At 45.9% G+C, this 16,770-nt stretch carries 17 protein-coding genes and 1 pseudogene; 17 read left to right on the top strand and 1 reads right to left on the bottom strand.

The features are described from left to right. Position 1: 1 nt before the first annotated feature. The 12 genes from gspD (at position 2) to BW947_RS15855 (ending at position 10,684) form a co-directional block, all read left to right on the top strand. Positions 2–2,110, top strand: coding sequence for a type II secretion system secretin GspD (gene gspD / locus BW947_RS15905; RefSeq protein WP_076501351.1), 2,109 nt, complete (start codon positions 2–4; stop codon positions 2,108–2,110). Beyond that, on the top strand, positions 2,103–3,668 hold the full coding sequence (gspE, locus tag BW947_RS15900; protein ID WP_076501350.1) for a type II secretion system ATPase GspE: 1,566 nt from the start codon (positions 2,103–2,105) through the stop codon (positions 3,666–3,668). Before gspD ends, gspE begins: the two co-directional genes overlap by 8 nt. A 3-nt stretch (positions 3,669–3,671) precedes the next feature. Beyond that, on the top strand, positions 3,672–4,895 hold the full coding sequence (gene gspF / locus BW947_RS15895) for a type II secretion system inner membrane protein GspF (protein ID WP_076501349.1): 1,224 nt from the start codon (positions 3,672–3,674) through the stop codon (positions 4,893–4,895). Positions 4,896–4,957: 62 nt separating this feature from the next. Continuing rightward, on the top strand, positions 4,958–5,392 hold the full coding sequence (gspG, locus tag BW947_RS15890; protein WP_076501348.1) for a type II secretion system major pseudopilin GspG: 435 nt from the start codon (positions 4,958–4,960) through the stop codon (positions 5,390–5,392). 1 nt (position 5,393) lies between these two features. Next, positions 5,394–5,969 carry a type II secretion system minor pseudopilin GspH gene (gene gspH / locus BW947_RS15885; protein WP_083948232.1) on the top strand — a complete coding sequence of 192 codons (576 nt, stop codon included), beginning with the start codon at positions 5,394–5,396 and terminating at the stop codon, positions 5,967–5,969. Next, positions 5,956–6,324, top strand: a complete 369-nt coding sequence (gene gspI, locus BW947_RS15880; RefSeq protein WP_076501346.1) for a type II secretion system minor pseudopilin GspI — start codon at positions 5,956–5,958, stop codon at positions 6,322–6,324. The genes gspH and gspI overlap by 14 nt, the downstream gene beginning before the upstream one ends. Then, positions 6,305–7,060 (top strand): type II secretion system minor pseudopilin GspJ, encoded by a 756-nt coding sequence (gene gspJ / locus BW947_RS15875; protein ID WP_076501345.1) that lies wholly within the window; start codon positions 6,305–6,307, stop codon positions 7,058–7,060. Before gspI ends, gspJ begins: the two co-directional genes overlap by 20 nt. Next, positions 7,057–8,061 carry a type II secretion system minor pseudopilin GspK gene (gspK, locus tag BW947_RS15870; protein WP_076501344.1) on the top strand — a complete coding sequence of 335 codons (1,005 nt, stop codon included), beginning with the start codon at positions 7,057–7,059 and terminating at the stop codon, positions 8,059–8,061. Before gspJ ends, gspK begins: the two co-directional genes overlap by 4 nt. Continuing rightward, positions 8,061–8,192, top strand: a complete 132-nt coding sequence (locus BW947_RS18995) for a hypothetical protein (RefSeq protein WP_279626104.1) — start codon at positions 8,061–8,063, stop codon at positions 8,190–8,192. Before gspK ends, BW947_RS18995 begins: the two co-directional genes overlap by 1 nt. Positions 8,193–8,243: 51 nt before the next feature. Continuing rightward, positions 8,244–9,431 (top strand): type II secretion system protein GspL, encoded by a 1,188-nt coding sequence (gene gspL, locus BW947_RS15865; protein WP_076501343.1) that lies wholly within the window; start codon positions 8,244–8,246, stop codon positions 9,429–9,431. Then, positions 9,432–9,908 carry a type II secretion system protein M gene (locus BW947_RS15860; RefSeq protein WP_076501342.1) on the top strand — a complete coding sequence of 159 codons (477 nt, stop codon included), beginning with the start codon at positions 9,432–9,434 and terminating at the stop codon, positions 9,906–9,908. 14 nt (positions 9,909–9,922) lie between these two features. Next, positions 9,923–10,684, top strand: coding sequence for a type II secretion system protein N (locus BW947_RS15855; RefSeq protein WP_076501341.1), 762 nt, complete (start codon positions 9,923–9,925; stop codon positions 10,682–10,684). Between the two features lie 76 nt (positions 10,685–10,760). On the opposite strand, the gene yrfG is transcribed toward BW947_RS15855, so the two are convergent. Then, positions 10,761–11,423: a GMP/IMP nucleotidase gene (gene yrfG / locus BW947_RS15850; protein ID WP_076501340.1), complete on the bottom strand. Its 663-nt coding sequence runs from the start codon at positions 11,421–11,423 to the stop codon at positions 10,761–10,763. Between the two features lie 156 nt (positions 11,424–11,579). Between yrfG and BW947_RS15845 the strand changes: the two genes are divergently transcribed. From BW947_RS15845 to BW947_RS15825, 5 genes and pseudogenes are all read left to right on the top strand, one after another. Further along, entirely contained in the window at positions 11,580–12,179 is a 600-nt protein-coding gene (locus tag BW947_RS15845; protein WP_076501339.1) for an aspartyl/asparaginyl beta-hydroxylase domain-containing protein, read from the top strand. Beyond that, positions 12,157–14,214 (top strand): annotated as a pseudogene (locus tag BW947_RS15840) (phytanoyl-CoA dioxygenase family protein). Before BW947_RS15845 ends, BW947_RS15840 begins: the two are co-directional and overlap by 23 nt. Continuing rightward, positions 14,214–15,377 carry a sulfotransferase domain-containing protein gene (locus BW947_RS15835; RefSeq protein ID WP_076501338.1) on the top strand — a complete coding sequence of 388 codons (1,164 nt, stop codon included), beginning with the start codon at positions 14,214–14,216 and terminating at the stop codon, positions 15,375–15,377. The pseudogene BW947_RS15840 and the gene BW947_RS15835 overlap by 1 nt, the downstream one beginning before the upstream one ends. Beyond that, positions 15,364–15,852 (top strand): GNAT family N-acetyltransferase, encoded by a 489-nt coding sequence (locus BW947_RS15830; protein ID WP_076501337.1) that lies wholly within the window; start codon positions 15,364–15,366, stop codon positions 15,850–15,852. The genes BW947_RS15835 and BW947_RS15830 overlap by 14 nt, the downstream gene beginning before the upstream one ends. A gap of 239 nt (positions 15,853–16,091) precedes the next feature. Beyond that, positions 16,092–16,691 (top strand): phage tail protein, encoded by a 600-nt coding sequence (locus BW947_RS15825; protein WP_076501335.1) that lies wholly within the window; start codon positions 16,092–16,094, stop codon positions 16,689–16,691. Positions 16,692–16,770 lie beyond the last annotated feature (79 nt).

Raw genomic sequence — 16,770 nt, 5'->3', positions numbered from 1 at the left:
AATGAAAAACAAAAGGATTCGACGCAAGCTTATTGCTGGGATTGTTGCGGGTGCAGCTATGTTCTCATCGCAATTTGCATGGTCAGAACAGTATGCGGCTAACTTTAAAGGCACGGATATTCAAGAGTTTATCAATATAGTTGGTAAAAACTTGAATAAGACCATCATAGTTGACCCAACGATTCGCGGCAAAATCAACGTGCGCAGTTATGATTTACTGAACGATGAACAATATTATCAGTTCTTCCTCAACGTCTTACAAGTTTACGGTTATGCCATTGTCGAGATGGAAAATAACGTTATTAAAGTCATTAAAGACAAAGACGCTAAAACTGCTGCCATTCGTGTCGCTAATGATACTGATCCCGGTATGGGTGATGAAATGGTCACGCGTATTGTGGCCTTGTATAACACTGAGGCCAAGCAATTAGCCCCACTATTACGCCAGCTTAATGATAACGCGGGCGGCGGCAACGTAGTTAACTACGACCCTTCTAACGTATTAATGTTGTCGGGCCGTGCAGCGGTGGTGAATAAGCTAGTTGAAATTGTTCGCCGCGTAGATAAGCAAGGTGATACCTCTGTACAGGTTGTACCGTTAGAATTTGCCTCCGCCGGTGAAATGGTGCGAATTATCGATACGCTTTATCGTGCCACCGCCAACCAATCACAACTTCCGGGCCAAGCGCCTAAAGTGGTCGCAGATGAACGTATCAATGCCGTAGTGGTGAGTGGTGATGAGAAAAGCCGTCAACGGGTAATCGAGTTAATTCACCGTCTTGACGCTGAACAAGCTAGCACAGGTAACACTAAGGTACGTTACTTACGTTATGCCAAGGCTGAAGATTTAGTTGAAGTACTGACAGGCTTTGCTCAAAAGTTAGAGGGTGATAAAGATCCAAGTGCTCAGGCTGCTGGTGGCAAACGCCGCAACGAAATCAATATCATGGCCCATGCAGAGACTAACGCTTTAGTTATCAGTGCCGAACCAGACCAAATGCGAACTATTGAGAGCGTGATTAACCAGCTTGATATTCGCCGTGCGCAAGTATTAGTTGAAGCCATTATCGTCGAAGTTGCTGAGGGTGATAGTGTCGGCTTTGGCGTGCAATGGGCGGCTAAAGCGGGTGGTGGTACACAGTTTAATAACTTGGGCCCAACTATCGGTGAGATTGGTGCCGGTGTATGGCAGGCGCAAGATAAAGAAGGCACTTACATCACTAATCCGAGTACCGGTGAAGTAATTGGTAAAAACCCAGATACTAAAGGTGACGTAACGCTATTGGCTCAAGCGCTAGGTAAAGTAAATGGTATGGCTTGGGGTGTGGCCATGGGTGACTTTGGTGCACTCATTCAAGCCGTATCGAGTGACACCAATTCTAACGTACTGGCAACACCGTCAATTACCACCTTAGATAACCAAGAAGCCTCGTTTATTGTGGGTGACGAAGTCCCTATTCTGACGGGCTCTACTGCCAGCTCTAATAACAGTAATCCTTTTCAAACCGTTGAACGTAAAGAGGTTGGGGTTAAACTAAAAGTCGTGCCGCAGATCAACGAAGGTCACTCAGTTAAGCTAACGATTGAGCAAGAAGTGTCTGGCGTTAACGGTAATACAGGTGTGGATATTTCTTTTGCCACTCGTCGCTTGACGACTACAGTGATGGCCGACTCAGGCCAAATCATTGTGCTTGGTGGTTTGATTAATGAAGAAGTGCAGGAAAGCGTACAGAAAGTGCCTTTCTTAGGTGATATCCCCGTGATAGGTCATTTGTTTAAATCTTCCTCGAGTAAAAAGACGAAGAAAAACCTGATGATCTTTATCAAACCGACCATTATTCGTGATGGCATTACAATGGAAGGTATTGCTGGGCGTAAATATAACTATTTCAGAGCATTACAGCTTGAGCAACAAGAGCGCGGCGTGAACTTAATGCCTAATACTCAGGTGCCCGTGTTAGATGAGTGGAATCAATCAGAGTATTTACCGCCAGAAGTTAACGACATTTTAGAGCGTTACAAAGAAGGTAAAGGTTTAGATACTCAAATGCGCAAAACTGACTCAACCCTTAAAACGCTGGACGAAAATAAAGATAAACCTAATGAGTGAAATACTATTATCCCCAGTCGACGATCTCAGCCAAATCTCTAATGAGCTAGGTCTTGAAACCGAAGGTGATGAGGTATTTCGTTCAAGCAGTAAAGAGCGTTTACCTTTTGCCTTTGCGCATCGCCACGACGTGGTGCTCTCGCTGGGTGACACGGGTGAATTGAGCTTGTTTTACACCAGTAAAACACCGTTAACGGCCATGCTCGAAGCGCGGCGTTATTCGGGTGTCGATTTGCCTTTGGTTAAGCTCGAAGTGGCGAAGTTTGAAGCCAAACTGACGCAAGCCTATCAGGCTAACTCATCTGAAGCGCAGCAGTTGATGGAAGATATTGGCAACGAGATGGATTTATTCACTCTGGCCGAAGAGCTGCCACAAACCGAAGACTTGCTCGAAGGTGATGATGATGCGCCGATCATTAAGCTCATCAATGCCCTATTATCTGAAGCCATTAAAGAAGAAGCCTCAGATATCCACATCGAAACCTATGAGAAACAGCTCATTGTACGTTTTCGTATCGATGGTGTACTCAAAGAGGTTCTTAAGCCCAACCGTAAGCTGTCGTCGCTGTTAGTGTCGCGGATTAAGGTGATGGCACGTCTGGATATCGCCGAAAAACGCGTGCCACAGGATGGCCGTATTTCGCTGCGTATCGCCGGCCGTGCGGTAGATGTGCGGGTATCAACCATGCCATCGAGCCATGGCGAGCGTGTGGTGCTGCGTTTGCTGGATAAAAATACCGGTAACCTTGATTTAGAACAATTGGGCATGACCGACAGTATTCGAGTTAAATTTGAAGATCTTATTCGTCGTCCCCACGGTATTATTCTGGTGACTGGCCCGACGGGTTCGGGTAAAAGTACCACCTTGTACGCTGGCCTGACCGAGATTAACTCAAAAGATACCAACATACTGACAGTAGAAGATCCCATCGAGTACGAGTTAGATGGTATCGGTCAAACCCAAGTTAACATTAAGGCGGATATGACCTTCGCCCGTGGTCTACGGGCGATTTTACGTCAAGATCCTGATGTGGTGATGATTGGTGAAATTCGTGACTTAGAAACCGCGCAAATTGCGGTGCAAGCGTCACTCACAGGCCACATGGTGATTTCAACATTGCATACCAACACAGCGTCAGGCGCCATTACCCGTTTACAAGACATGGGCGTTGAGCCATTTTTGGTATCATCGAGTTTGCTCGGTGTATTAGCCCAACGCTTGATCCGTACTCTTTGCCCAAAATGTAAAATCGAACACGTGCCCGATGCACGTGAACGTGAGCTATTGGGCATAGTCGCCAGTGATGATAGACACATTTTCCGTGCCAATGGCTGTAAATCCTGTGGTAATAATGGCTATCGTGGCCGAACAGGTATCCATGAGTTATTACAAGTTGATGATAGCGTGCGTGAATTAATCCACGGCGGTCGCGGCGAATTAGCCATCGAAAAGTATATTCGTCAATCCATACCCAGCATCCGTCACGACGGCATGAGCAAAGTGCTCGCGGGCATCACCACACTCGAAGAAGTATTGCGTGTGACTCGCGAGGAGTAATTTATGCCAGCATTTGAATATAAGGCGCTCGATAACAAGGGAAAACAGCTTAAGGGCGTCATTGAGGCGGATACCGCCAGACATGCCCGTAGCCAGCTGCGCGACCAACGTATGATGCCGCTAGAGATTCTGCCCGTTTCTGAAAAAGAAGCCAAAGCCAAGAGCGGTAGTTTCTCGTTTTTTAAACGCGGTATCTCGGTCGCTGAATTAGCCTTGATCACCCGTCAAATTGCGACGTTAGTGGCGGCGGGTTTGCCGATTGAAGAATCCCTTAAGGCTGTTGGTCAGCAATGCGAGAAAGATCGCCTTGCAAGTATGATTATGGCGGTGCGCTCGCGGGTGGTTGAAGGTTACAGTTTGGCCGATTCCTTGGCTGAGTTTCCGCATATTTTTGATGATTTATACCGCGCTATGGTGGCCTCGGGTGAAAAATCCGGTCACTTAGAAGTGGTGCTTAATCGACTGGCCGATTACACCGAGAGGCGCCAGCAGCTTAAATCTAAACTGACGCAAGCGATGATATATCCTGCGGTTTTGACCACTGTCGCGATAGGCGTTATCTCCATCCTCCTAGCGGCGGTGGTGCCAAAAGTGGTTGGGCAGTTTGAACATATGGGCGCCGAGCTTCCTGCCTCAACACGATTTTTGATTTCGGCCTCTGACTTTGTGCAAAACTATGGTGTGTTTGTGGTGATTGCCTTAGTGCTGCTGTTTACACTCTTTCGGCGCATGCTAAAGTCGCCAGCGTTTCGGATGAAGTACGATAATTTTTTATTGAACATGCCAGTGGTTGGCCGCGTAAGCAAAGGCTTAAATACCGCGCGTTTTGCCAGAACCTTAAGCATTTTGTCCGCCAGTTCAGTGCCTTTGCTCGACGGTATGCGTATCGCCAGTGAAGTATTGCAGAATATGCGAGTGCGAGCGGCGGTGGATGATGCAACTGCGCGCGTACGTGAAGGAACTAGCCTAGGCACGGCGTTGACTAATACTAAGTTGTTTCCGGCAATGATGTTATACATGATTGCCTCGGGTGAAAAGAGCGGTCAGCTTGAGCAAATGTTAGAGCGTGCCGCCGATAACCAAGACCGTGAATTTGAAGGTAACGTCAATATAGCACTCGGTGTATTTGAGCCTATGCTGGTGGTCAGCATGGCGTGTGTGGTGCTATTTATCGTGATGGCGATTTTGCAGCCCATCTTAGCTTTGAATAACTTGATTAGCGGTTAATTTTTGAATTTATGGATTATGACCAAGTCGATTGGCATAGGATTTTTTAGGAGAAGTAGTCAATGCAAATGAACAAAAAACATCAAGGTTTTACTTTACTCGAAGTGATGGTAGTTATCGTGATTTTAGGCATTCTAGCCTCGATGGTCGTACCTAATTTAATGGGTAACAAAGATAAAGCTGATCAACAAAAAGCGGTATCCGACATAGTCGCGCTCGAAAATGCCTTAGACATGTACAAGTTAGATAACGGCATCTACCCAACGACTGAACAAGGTTTAGAAGCCTTAGTGCAAAAGCCAACGATCTCGCCTGAACCACGTAACTACCGTGAAGATGGTTATGTAAAACGTCTGCCGGAAGATCCATGGCGCAATAAGTACTTGCTGTTAAGCCCTGGCGAAAACGGCAAGCTAGATATATTCAGTGCAGGCCAAGATAGTCAACCAGGTACCGAAGATGACATCGGTAACTGGAATTTACAGAATTTCCAATAAGATGTTAAAGCTGCGCCACGCTGGTTTCACCTTAATGGAGGTGATGCTAGTGATTTTGCTAATGGGGCTCACAGCCGCGGCAGTGACTATGTCTATCGGCAATTCGGGGCCACAACAGGCCCTAGATAGAACAGCGCAGCAGTTTATCGCAGCCACTGAAATGGTGCTCGATGAGACCGTTTTGAGTGGTCAATTTATGGGCATTGTGATTGAAAAAACCAGTTATCAGTTTGTTTTTTATAAAGACGGTAAGTGGCAGCCTTTGGATGAAGACCGGCTCCTGTCTGAAAAGGAAATGGAGCCGGGCGTGGTGATGAATTTAGTGCTCGATGGCTTGCCTTTAGTACAAGAGGATGAAGAAGACGATTCTTGGTTCGAAGAACCATTGATAGAACCTTCATCTGACGATAAGAAAAAACATCCAGAACCACAGATCATGTTATTCCCAAGTGGTGAAATGAGTGCTTTTGAACTGACATTTATCGCTAAAACTGACAAGCGTCAACAGGCCGAAGCGCTAGTGGCTGGCGACGCATTGGGCCGATTAACCCTAGGGCGTCCCGATGAAACGCGCTAAGGGCATGACGCTGCTCGAAGTGATTGTGGCCCTTGCCGTATTTTCGATTGCGGCTGTGTCGATCACTAAAAGTTTAGGCGAGCAGATGGCTAATATGCCGATTCTGGAGTCACGCACTTTGGCCCAATGGGTAGCTGATAATCAGATGGTTGATGCCAGACTTGAGCCGCAGTTTCCTGGCGTCGGTAAAAAAGAAGGCCAAGTTGAGCTGGCAGGAAAAGATTGGTACTGGCGTAAAGAAGTGGTGAAAACCACCGACGATAATTTTCGTATGATCCGTATTAGCGTAAGTGAAGACGAGCGATATCAGCGTATTGCAGCACAAGTGAGCAGTTATGTCCTTAAAACGGATTAGTGTGCAGCGCGGGTTTACCCTGTTAGAAATGCTGATCGCCATCGCGATTTTTGCCATGATAGGCTTGGCTTCTAATGCCGTGCTCAGCACTGTGCTGACTAATGACGAAGTGACGCGTACTTTCTCGACTCGGCTTAAAGCATTGCAACAAGGTTTTGGCGCGATTGAGCGTGATCTCGCACAAATGGTGGCGCGCGCACCCAGATTACTCGAAGGTGGCCGTGGTTCGACCGTCTTCCAAACGGGCAATGATATCTTAGAGTCAGAATCAGAAGCCTTAGTGTTTTACCGTTTAGGTTGGTTAAATCCCGACGGGTTATTGCCGCGAGGCAGCTTACAGTCTGTGGCGTATGTGGTGCGCGAAGGGCGGTTAGAGCGTTGGTATTTTCCTTATCCTGAGCCTGAATTTGGCGCCGAACCGATTAAGACGGTAGTGATAGATAAAGTGTTGTCGGTGGAGTATTCCTTCTTCATGGATGACAAGTGGGAGCGCAAAGTAGAGGCGACTAAGTTGCCTAAGGCTATCGCTATTGAGATTGAGATTGAAGGCTTAGGTAAAATCCAACGTAAGTTTTTATTACCGTTAGGTGCTGTAGCACCTGAAAAGTCTAAAGATGACGATAATAAAGATGATCATCAGGATAATAGCGACAAAGATAAAGATGCCGATGATGGTTCTGGGAACGATACTGGCGAACCCGGTGACGGTAATCCTGAAGATGAGGGCCGCGAATGATAACCGGCATTCAGCCTCGTTCTAAGCAACGCGGCGTTGCACTAATCGTAGTGTTGTTGATTGTGGCTATGGTGGTCATTATCGCAACTAACATTACTGGCCGTAATCAGTTATCGATGCGCCGAACCTTGAATTTGGCTCAATACGATCAAGCCTATTGGTATGCGATTTCTGCTGAAGAATTGGCGAAAAAAACTTTAAAACAAGATTTAGATGATTCAGAAGGCCGAGTCCATAGGCAACAATATTGGGCGATGGCCGATGTGGTGTTTCCGGCAGAATACGGTGAAATCGCGGGTAAGATCACCGATATGCGCGCTTGTTTTAACTTGAACGCTTTATCCGCTACCACCAAAGAGGTTGAAAATGGCCAACCTAAACTCCCGCTGGCCGCAAAACAATATAAGGCCTTGTTAGTGAGTTTAGGGATAGATGACTTTAGCGCAGAGCGCCTGACGCAAACTTTGAAAGACTATATCGACGACGATACCACGGCCAGTCCTTACGGCGCCGAAGATGCAGAATACGAAGCGCGTAATGTACCTTATAGAGCGGCTAATACACTGATGAACCATCGTAGTGAATTACGAGCCGTTATGGGGTACACCCAAAGTGTTTATGTGAAATTACTGCCCTATGTTTGTGTGATCCCAGGCAACGACAGGCAATTACTTAACGTCAACACTTTGGAAGTTGAACAAGCGGCACTGCTCGCTGGCATGCTCGATAATCAGATTTCAGTCGGCGAAGCAGAAAGTATTATCAACCAGCGTCCCGGTGATGGCTTTGCCAAGATAGAGGATTTTTATGAAAGCTCATCTATGGGATCGATCAAATGGGAAGGCGCCATGAAATCGAGCTTTGTCATCGATAGCCAATATTTTCTGTTGGCCTCGGGGGCGAAAGTTGATAACGCCGTATTTAGAATGGAAAGCGTGCTCAAAAAGAGCGGCGGCAATAAAATGGAAGTGCTCACCCGTCAGTTTGGTGGACAAAAATAATGGCAGTGCTCACCCGTCAGGGTTTGATGTTGGTGGGCAAAATAATGGCGGTGCTCACCCGTCAGGGGTTGATGTTGGTGGTCAACAATAATGGCAGTGCTCACCCGGCAGAATCTGGTGGACAAAAATAATAGCAACGAGCTCAGTCACGCTTTCTTGACTGGGACTGGTGGAGAAAAACTGTGAGTGAACGGCTATTTATTCGCTTAGGCAGAACAGCAGAGCAAGCGTGCTCTTGGCTAGTTTGGTCTGAGCAAGAACAAGAAATTATTGCCTCTGGCGAACTTGCCAATGCCCAAGGTTTATCGACCTTAACTGAGCGCGCGGGTAATCGCCCAGTCGATGTGTTAGTGCCCGCTGCGGCAATGACGCTCACGAGTGTGCATTTGCCCGAAAAAGGCCAACGCCAAGCCTTAAAAGCCTTACCCTTTATGCTCGAAGAAGCCTTAGCCGAAGATGTTGATGCGATGCATTTTACCGTCGGCCCGCGTGATGGTGATGCTTTAAGTGTGGTTGCTGTGGCCCATGAGCAAATGCAAGTCTGGCTGAGTTGTTTAACTGAAGCCGGTTTAAAAGTAAAACGTATCGTACCCGATTGCTTAGCCTTACCATTGCAAGAATGCCAATGGGCAGCAATGAGAATGGGCAATGAGTTATTACTACGTACCGGATTAGCCACGGGGCAAAGTTTACCGCTACCTTGGTTACCGATTGCGCTGCAACAGCTAAAACCGGTACAGGGCGAAGTCTCTGCCGCCAGTTATACCGACATGCAACTCGAGGGTGTCGAGCTTAAGCCGCAGCCACTTGAGCTGCCTATGTTAGTGCTCGCTCGCGGTATTCTGCATGCGCCGATTAACTTATTGAATGGCATTTACACACCTAAGCGTGAATATAGTAAACAGCTGGTGATGTGGAAAAGTGCCGCCATCGTTATCGCCATTGCCTGTGTACTGGCGCTAGTGAATAAAGGTTTAAATATTCACCAAATAAATGCACAAGTTGCCGAACTTAAAGCGCAGAGCGAATCTATTTATCAACAAGTAGTGCCGGGAAATTCGCGCATTGTTAACCTTCGCTCACAAATGGACAGTCAGTTACGTGCATTGCAAGGCCAAGGTAGCGGTGCCGAGTTTTTTACTATGCTCGAGGGTTTACAGGATGCCTTTAAGCAAGTGCCTGAACTTAAACCCAATAGCTTAAGATTTGAAAGCGCTCGTAACGAGATCCGCATGCAAGTGACGGCTAAGGGCTACGCTCAAATTGAGAAGTTTAAAGACATCGTCGGCCGTCGTTTTCAAATGGAAGGTGGCACTATGAATAGCGGCGAAAATCAAGTCACCAGCACCTTAACCTTGAGGAGCAAATAAATGGATAATTTGCGAACTTGGTGGCAAGGGCTCGCATCGCGCGAGCAGCAGTTAGTGGGTTTTGGTTCAGTATTTTTAGTTATTGGTATTTTTTATTGGGGTATTTGGACACCCATTACTAATGCTGAAGCCGATGCACTACGTAACCTCAATGCCCAACAACAAACCTTAAGTTATGTAAAACAAGCAGCGAATAAAATCGCTAGCCTCAAGCAGAGCGGCGCAAAACCGACAGTATCAGGCAGTTTAAGCTCTGTGGTTAACCAAACCGCAGGCGACTATGGGCTAGTGATCACGCGTATGCAGCCCCAAGGCGATAAAATCCAAGTATGGATGGACGATGTGCCTTTTGATGCCTTGTTAGGTTATTTGGGTGAGTTAGTGCAGAAAAAAGGTTTATCACTTGAAAGTGTTGATTTAGCAGAGGCCGATGCGCCTGGCTATGTCAAAGTAAGACGTATTCAATTAGCGCAATAGGTTAAGGTGTAGCAGTGAGTTTGATAAAAAAAATCATTATAGGTGTACTGATTTATTTAGTATTTTTAGTGGTGTTATTTCCCGCTAAGATTGCGATAGCATTAGCCCCTTTACCGAGTAACACCAGTGTTTCAGGAGTGAATGGCAGTATTTGGTCTGGCAGCATAGAAACCTTAAGTATGCCGCAGCGCCAGTTAGAGCAAATTCGTTGGGAACTGAGTCCTTGGGCATTATTTTTAGGTAAAGTGAAAATTGATTTCCAAGTTGGTAGCCGCGCAACTCCTGTTAGTGCAAAGGGACTAGTGTCTTGGTCTTTGGGTGGCGTAAGTGCGCAGGGATTACGTTTTGAAGCGCCAGATAGCTTTTTGCTGGGTAATGCAAAACTACCCTTTAGAACTGAAATATCTGGTGAAGTCAGTCTATTAGTTGAGACGTTAGAGCAAGGTAAACCTTGGTGCGAACAGCTATCTGGCAAGCTATTTTTGAATCAAACCAATGTTAAAAACCAGTTTGGCAATTATCCGCTCGGTAATATTGAACTCGGTTTAAGTTGTATCGATGGCAAAGCGCAATTGGCGACCGATGAAGCTAAGAATCAACTCGGTATCGTTGGCACTTTACAGTTGGACGAAGGCAATATGGTGAGAGTGGACGCTAAGATTAAAGCAACCGCTGAGCAACCAGAAGATATGCGTAAGTCGCTGGATATTTTAGGTAAACGCGGTAGTGATGGCTATTTTCCTGTGGTTTATCAGGGACGAATTCCTGGGCTATAAGGCTATTTTCGCTCGATGATAGAGCTGATGTTTGTGAAGACAAAGGCACCTTAGGGTGCCTTTTTTAACGGCCTTTTTATTGGGTGAGATCATTCAGCAGCGAACGATAATCGGTAATCGCTGGGAAATCGTGAAAGACTTTTACTGGCTTTTTACTGTCAGGGTTAGCTATCCCCAATTGATGGCCTACGCCAGCAAGTTTAGCGGCCGTGAGTATGGGCTCGCTGTCGTCGATAAAGAGACAGCGACTTGGCTCAAGTTGAAACCTTTCAAACAAACCTAGCCAAAATAGCGGGTGCTCTTTTGGGTAACCTGTCTCGTGGCTCGAGATCATGTTATCTAGTCCTAAAGCGAGTTCGGTATGTTCAAGCTTGAGGGCGAGGCTCTTTGGATGGGCATTAGTCACCAGAATGCGCTGTTTACCCGCAGAGGCTAAGGCTGCTAAAAACGGCATGCTGTCTTGGCGCAGTTGAATGCGATCCACCAAAGTGCGGTGTAAGCCCATAATGTCGAGTTGTAGCTGCGCCTGCCAATAATCGAGACAGTACCAATCGAGCGTACCGACAACTTTCTCATAGGCGTTCACAACTAACTGCTGCGCTTCATCCTTGCCCATACCCCGTTGTTTACTTAATTCCTGCGGTACTACACTCAGCCAAAAATGATTATCGAAGTGCAAGTCGAGCAGGGTGCCATCCATATCGAGCAGAACCGTATCGATAGTCTTCCAGTTAAACATTGGGTATTTCCTATTCTTTGTATGTTTGAGCAACACCTGCAGTTGGTGGATGAACCGTGTAGTCGGCATGATTGAAATTTGAGCGCCTTGTGTGCGTACATCTTTGTGCTAGGCTTGGTTGACTTAATGTTTTGTCTAAAAATAAAGCGCTTAGATATGGATATCTGTTCTTTTGCCCTATTAGCTCAAGTTCCAAACTCCCTTAGTTTACAGCAAGAGCTGAATGCTTTGCTGTTGCAAGACTGGCTACCCCACGTAAATCAACGTGATTATCGTCAAGGGGATCTGGGCGGTTGGGATGTGTTGCCTTTGCGCTGCGCTGCTGAGTATCAAACAGCACATCCTATCTTGCAAGCCTTCTCAATCTCTACACCGGATCACTGGCATGATCTGCCTAGTCTCGAATCGAGCCCAGCGTTATACCGTTTTCTGCAATCCCTAGCCTGCCCAGTGAAATCCGTGCGTTTGATGCGCTTACACGCAGGTGCAGAAATCAAACCCCATAGAGATCAAGGACTCTGCCTAGAGCAAGGTGAGGCAAGATTACATTTGTCACTGCAAACGAATGAACAGCTCAATTTTTACGTGGACGATAAACGTGTACCTATGCAGGCCGGAGAGCTTTGGTATATCAATGCCGACCAAGTCCATTGGGTTGAAAATAAAGGGCAGAATGCGCGGATCAACTTAGTGATTGATTGCGAAGTGAATACTTGGTTAAGGGAGTTAATCAATGCGGCAAAGTTCAGAGCGTGAATTAGAACAGAGTTTGGATGTCGTCGCGTTAACTCTGTTTGTTAACGCGCTATTGCTGTCAATCTCGGCAGGGGAGTCTAAACGGCTAATCGATCCCATATTGGAGCAGTTATGCCAAATAACCGCGGTGGAATTGCACCCCGAGTATTTTTTGGATACTGAGGCGAGTATTACGCCTTTTGGTAAAGCTGTATCGCTCACTACTGCGGCGCAGTGTGCTGAAGACCCTGAGCGTGGGCGAGTGTTTATTCAGGGCATTTATCAGGCCATACAGGATAAGTTGGCGCTAAATCCGCAACGGCCAATACAGATTTTGTATGCGGGTACAGGACCTTTTGCCTGGTTGTTATTACCATTACTGCCGCTGTTTTCTGCCAGTCAGATTCAAGTCACCTTGCTCGACATTCACCCTGCCTCGTTAGATAAAGTCACCAAGCTTATTGAACACTTTGATTTAGCAGATCGTGTGGCAACGTATGTCTGCGCCGACGCCACAGTTTGGCAACCAGAAGCAGCAGTAAAGTTCGATATGATAGTCTCTGAAACCATGAAGCATCTGCTACAACAGGAGCCTCAAGTCCAGATATTCAGTCACTTACAGGCGTATCTTGCGGATGGCGGCGTGCTGATTCCGCAAAACATTGAGCTAGACGCTTGGCTTGAGTGTCGTACTGTGCAGGATTTAGCTGAGACGCATTATTTAGGGCCTTTGTTTGCACTCAACCTGCAAACTGCGCGCTTACTTGCCGATGGAGATCGTAGCTTCTTGGCTGGTACTTTACTGCTCCCCGATTTCAGCCCGAGTGCGGTAACGCTTAAGTTCACGACTTCCATTCAAGTCTATGGTCATTCCACGCTGAGCGAAAACCAATCCCAACTCACTCTGCCTCGATATCGACGTGAACATTGGCTTAAGCCTCTTTCAACTCTAAGTTTTCGGTATGAGCAGGGTACTCATCCCGATTTTGTGTTTGATGTTATAGAGTAAAAACCAGTGCTGGTGTCGAGTGACGATCTGAGCTGCTTAGGCATTTATCATTTGCAGCGGCTTTGGCAAAAGATACAGCTACGCAAACGGGGAGAGTCATACACTGAATTGGTAAATGAATGGCACTTAGATAAAACCTTGCTGGATCTTTGTGGAATAGGGCTAGAGCCGGGTCTAAGAGCTTTATACCAAAACGATCATCAGTCAGCTTTTGTTGCTTACATTCAGCAAATAGCCAAGCTGACAGCCGCGGATATTGCTGGGATTAATCAGCAATTAAGCACTATTTCCCATGGATTAACGCTTTCGCTCACAATGCCAGAAGTCGATGATTTAAATTCAATAGAGGTTGAAGACTCAAATCCGGCTGCAGTACTCAGCGAGTCACAACTCAATTTTTGGCGTAGTGAAGGCTACTTAGTGATCCCGCATGTGCTCACGGCAGAGCAATGCGCCGCAACTCGAGATTTTATTTGGCAGCAGTTAGGTGCCAATGAACAAGATCCAGCCACTTGGTATCAAGCTCATGAGTTTATGCAGAAAATAATGCTACAACTGTTTCGCCATCCGCAACTGGACGCGAATCGACAAGTCCCCAAAATCCGTCAAGTGTTTGAACAGTTGTGGCAGCGAACGGATTTAGTCATGACAACCGATAGAGTCAGCTTTAATCCACCTGAAACGCCAACTTGGCGTTTTCCCGGGCCAAATATGCACTGGGATATGCTGCTACAGCTACCCGTTGAGTTTGGCACTCAAGGGTTAATTTACTTAACCGATACCAGTGTTGACCAAGGCGCATTTTCTTGTGTCCCAGGATTTCATCTCAAGATAGAAGAATGGCTTCTCGAACAAAACAAAAAGCAAAACAAGACGGATATCGAGCTGCAGCAACAGGATTGGAGCAAGTGGCCTGCTAAATCCATAGCTGCAAATGCAGGTGATTTAATCATTTGGCACCATGCCTTGCCCCATGGTGCCAGTCCGAATCGAGCCAAGTTACCACGCATGGTGCAATACATTAACTTTTATCCTATGGCTTGCTAATGGTTGATTTTAAAGAGCAGGAGCAACGCTATTGGCAATTGTTACATCAACCAGAGTCATTATTTTTACTGCATCGAGCGAATGATGTGGAGCATTTTATTGCGCTGATGGCTGATTTTCTTGCTTGGCCTGAGCTTAGTTTGGAACACATGCTCGCATTCATTGCTTTGCAGCAAGAAACCTTTATTCCAGATTTAGATCGCTTCAGCCAAGCCTGGTTCCCTTGTCGTTATCACTCACAACATAAAACGGTCAGTTGGGTTCCCGCACTTCATCAGTTATCCAAGCCTTTCCTAGAGGACGATATCAGTGATGCTCGTCGTTGTTTACTCGCCAGTTTTATTCAACCTAAAACCTTGCTCGAACCCCTTTTATCCCAATGCGAAAGTTTGCCTGTCGTAAATCTTAGTTTGATGATTTTCCATTGGTCCCGTTGTGGTTCGACACTAGTTTCGAGCAGCTTTGCCCTGCTCGAAACTTGCCGAGTGCTCTCTGAATCTATGCTCTGCAGCGATGTTATGCATGATGACCATTGGCCTTTGGCACTAAAACCTCAGCTCGTCGATTTATGCTTAAGACTACAGGGGCGATTGAGGCTGGGCGAGCGTGAGTTAGTGATCAAGTGGAATGCATGGGATCTGGCTTGCTGGCCGATGTTGCTCGAACTTTACCCTAAGAGCCGAGTGTTATGCTTGATACGCAATCCTAAGGATATTATTGCGTCTCATCAACGAGTTGCTGGAAGACATATGGCTGGAGGGCAAAGTTTACTTCCAACTGAACTGCATACTCAACAGATGGAAAATACTGAGCCTAGCTTAGATGAATTTCGCACCACCGTTTTACAGAATTTAGCGCAATTATCTGTTGCTTTACATCAATCTTCTCGAGCTATTCTACTGGATTATCATCAATTAAAAGATTTTAAACCCACAATATTCTCTACCATCTTAGGATGGCCATTATCTGAAGGTGAGATTGAGCGCTGGCAACACCATTGGCGTTTTGATGCGAAGCAGCAAGGGCAACTATTTACACCTGTTGTGTCAAATGAGCCCGTCCCACTCCGTGAATGTCAAAGCTCATCGTGGCAGCAATTATTAATCACCTATAACCAACTTTTGCAGCGTTTATATTGGAATAAAAGGCATGATGCTAAGTGAGTTAAATCTACCAATAGGCTTGAGTGTTAAAGCTGCTAATACAAATGATAACCCATTTATGGCACAGCTTTTTTATTCCACAAAAACGCTTTTTTATGAACTTGGTTTACCCAGTGAAGTCGTTGAAATCATGCTGGAGCAACAATACCGACTGCAGCAAGCCTCTTATCGGGAACAATATCCCAATGCCAACACTTATATCTTGTTTTTTCACCAACAAGCCGTTGGAGAAGTGATGCTCGATATCAGTGAGTATAGGATTCATCTTGTTGATTTTATTATTATACCAAGTATGCGGGGACGAGGTTTGGGTTCGGCCATTTTAGCGGCCATTAAGCAAGAAGCGATGAAACGGCATTTACCTGTCGGTTTATCTGTGGAGAGTGAAAATACTCAAGCTAAAAAGCTTTATCTACAGCATGGGTTTAAGCACGAAAGTTACTCTGGCGCCTATGAATCTATGCTATGGCGTTAAGTGGAGAGTGATAATTCACACTGATTTATTTTTGTACAATTGTGTTTGTTGATTTTTAACCTATGTTTAATTGTAATCAATTTTTTTTTTGATTTAAGTTATCTAGATAGTCCTCTCATCGTGTGATGTTGATGATGTTGTAATCAGTAAAAGGAACTCGCTGTCGATTAAATGTCGTGAGTAATCATTTCGTTGAAAAACGTTAAATAGACAAAATCGTGATTTTAAGGAGAAAAACAATGTCAGATCCATTTATCGGTCAAATTTCCATGTTCGCTGGTAATTTCGCTCCCCGTGGTTGGGCCTTTTGTAATGGGCAATTATTGCCCATTACAAACAATCAGGCTTTGTTTGCAATAATAGGTACTACTTATGGTGGGAATGGTACTACCACTTTCGGTTTGCCAAACCTGCAAGGCCGTGTGCCAGTGCATCAAGGCCAAAGCCCAGGTACCAGTCAATATACACTGGGACAAACGAGTGGGACTGAAAATGTGACATTGACTGCCAATGAATTACCCGCGCATTTTCATTCCGTGGCACTAAATGGAACAGGAAATACGAGCGTTGCATTGGGAGCTTCCTCCGCTAACGGTAATACCGCTATTCCAGGGCCTACCACGGTACCCGCCAAAGTGATGAGTGGGCTAACTGCTCTTAATGCTTTTAGCACTACTGCACCGGACACCACACTGTCGCCTGCGACTGCCACCACAACGGTTAACGTAAATGGAAATACTGGTATTGCCGGTAACAATATGCCAGTTCATATCGTACAACCTTACCAAGTTGTTAGTTTTATTATTGCTCTTGAGGGGCTTTTCCCTTCTCGTAATTAAATCTGAAACAATATGGTTTAAATCTGTAAGTGCAAATGAGCGCAAGGATTGTGCGCTACTTGTATTTAAAACAAGCTAA

It is taken from the genome of Shewanella morhuae (assembly GCF_900156405.1).
In the GTDB taxonomy this organism is placed as follows: Bacteria; Pseudomonadota; Gammaproteobacteria; order Enterobacterales; family Shewanellaceae; genus Shewanella; species Shewanella morhuae.
The sequence above is the reverse complement of the archived record's forward strand: the minus strand, read 5'-3'. Positions and strand labels throughout refer to the sequence as shown.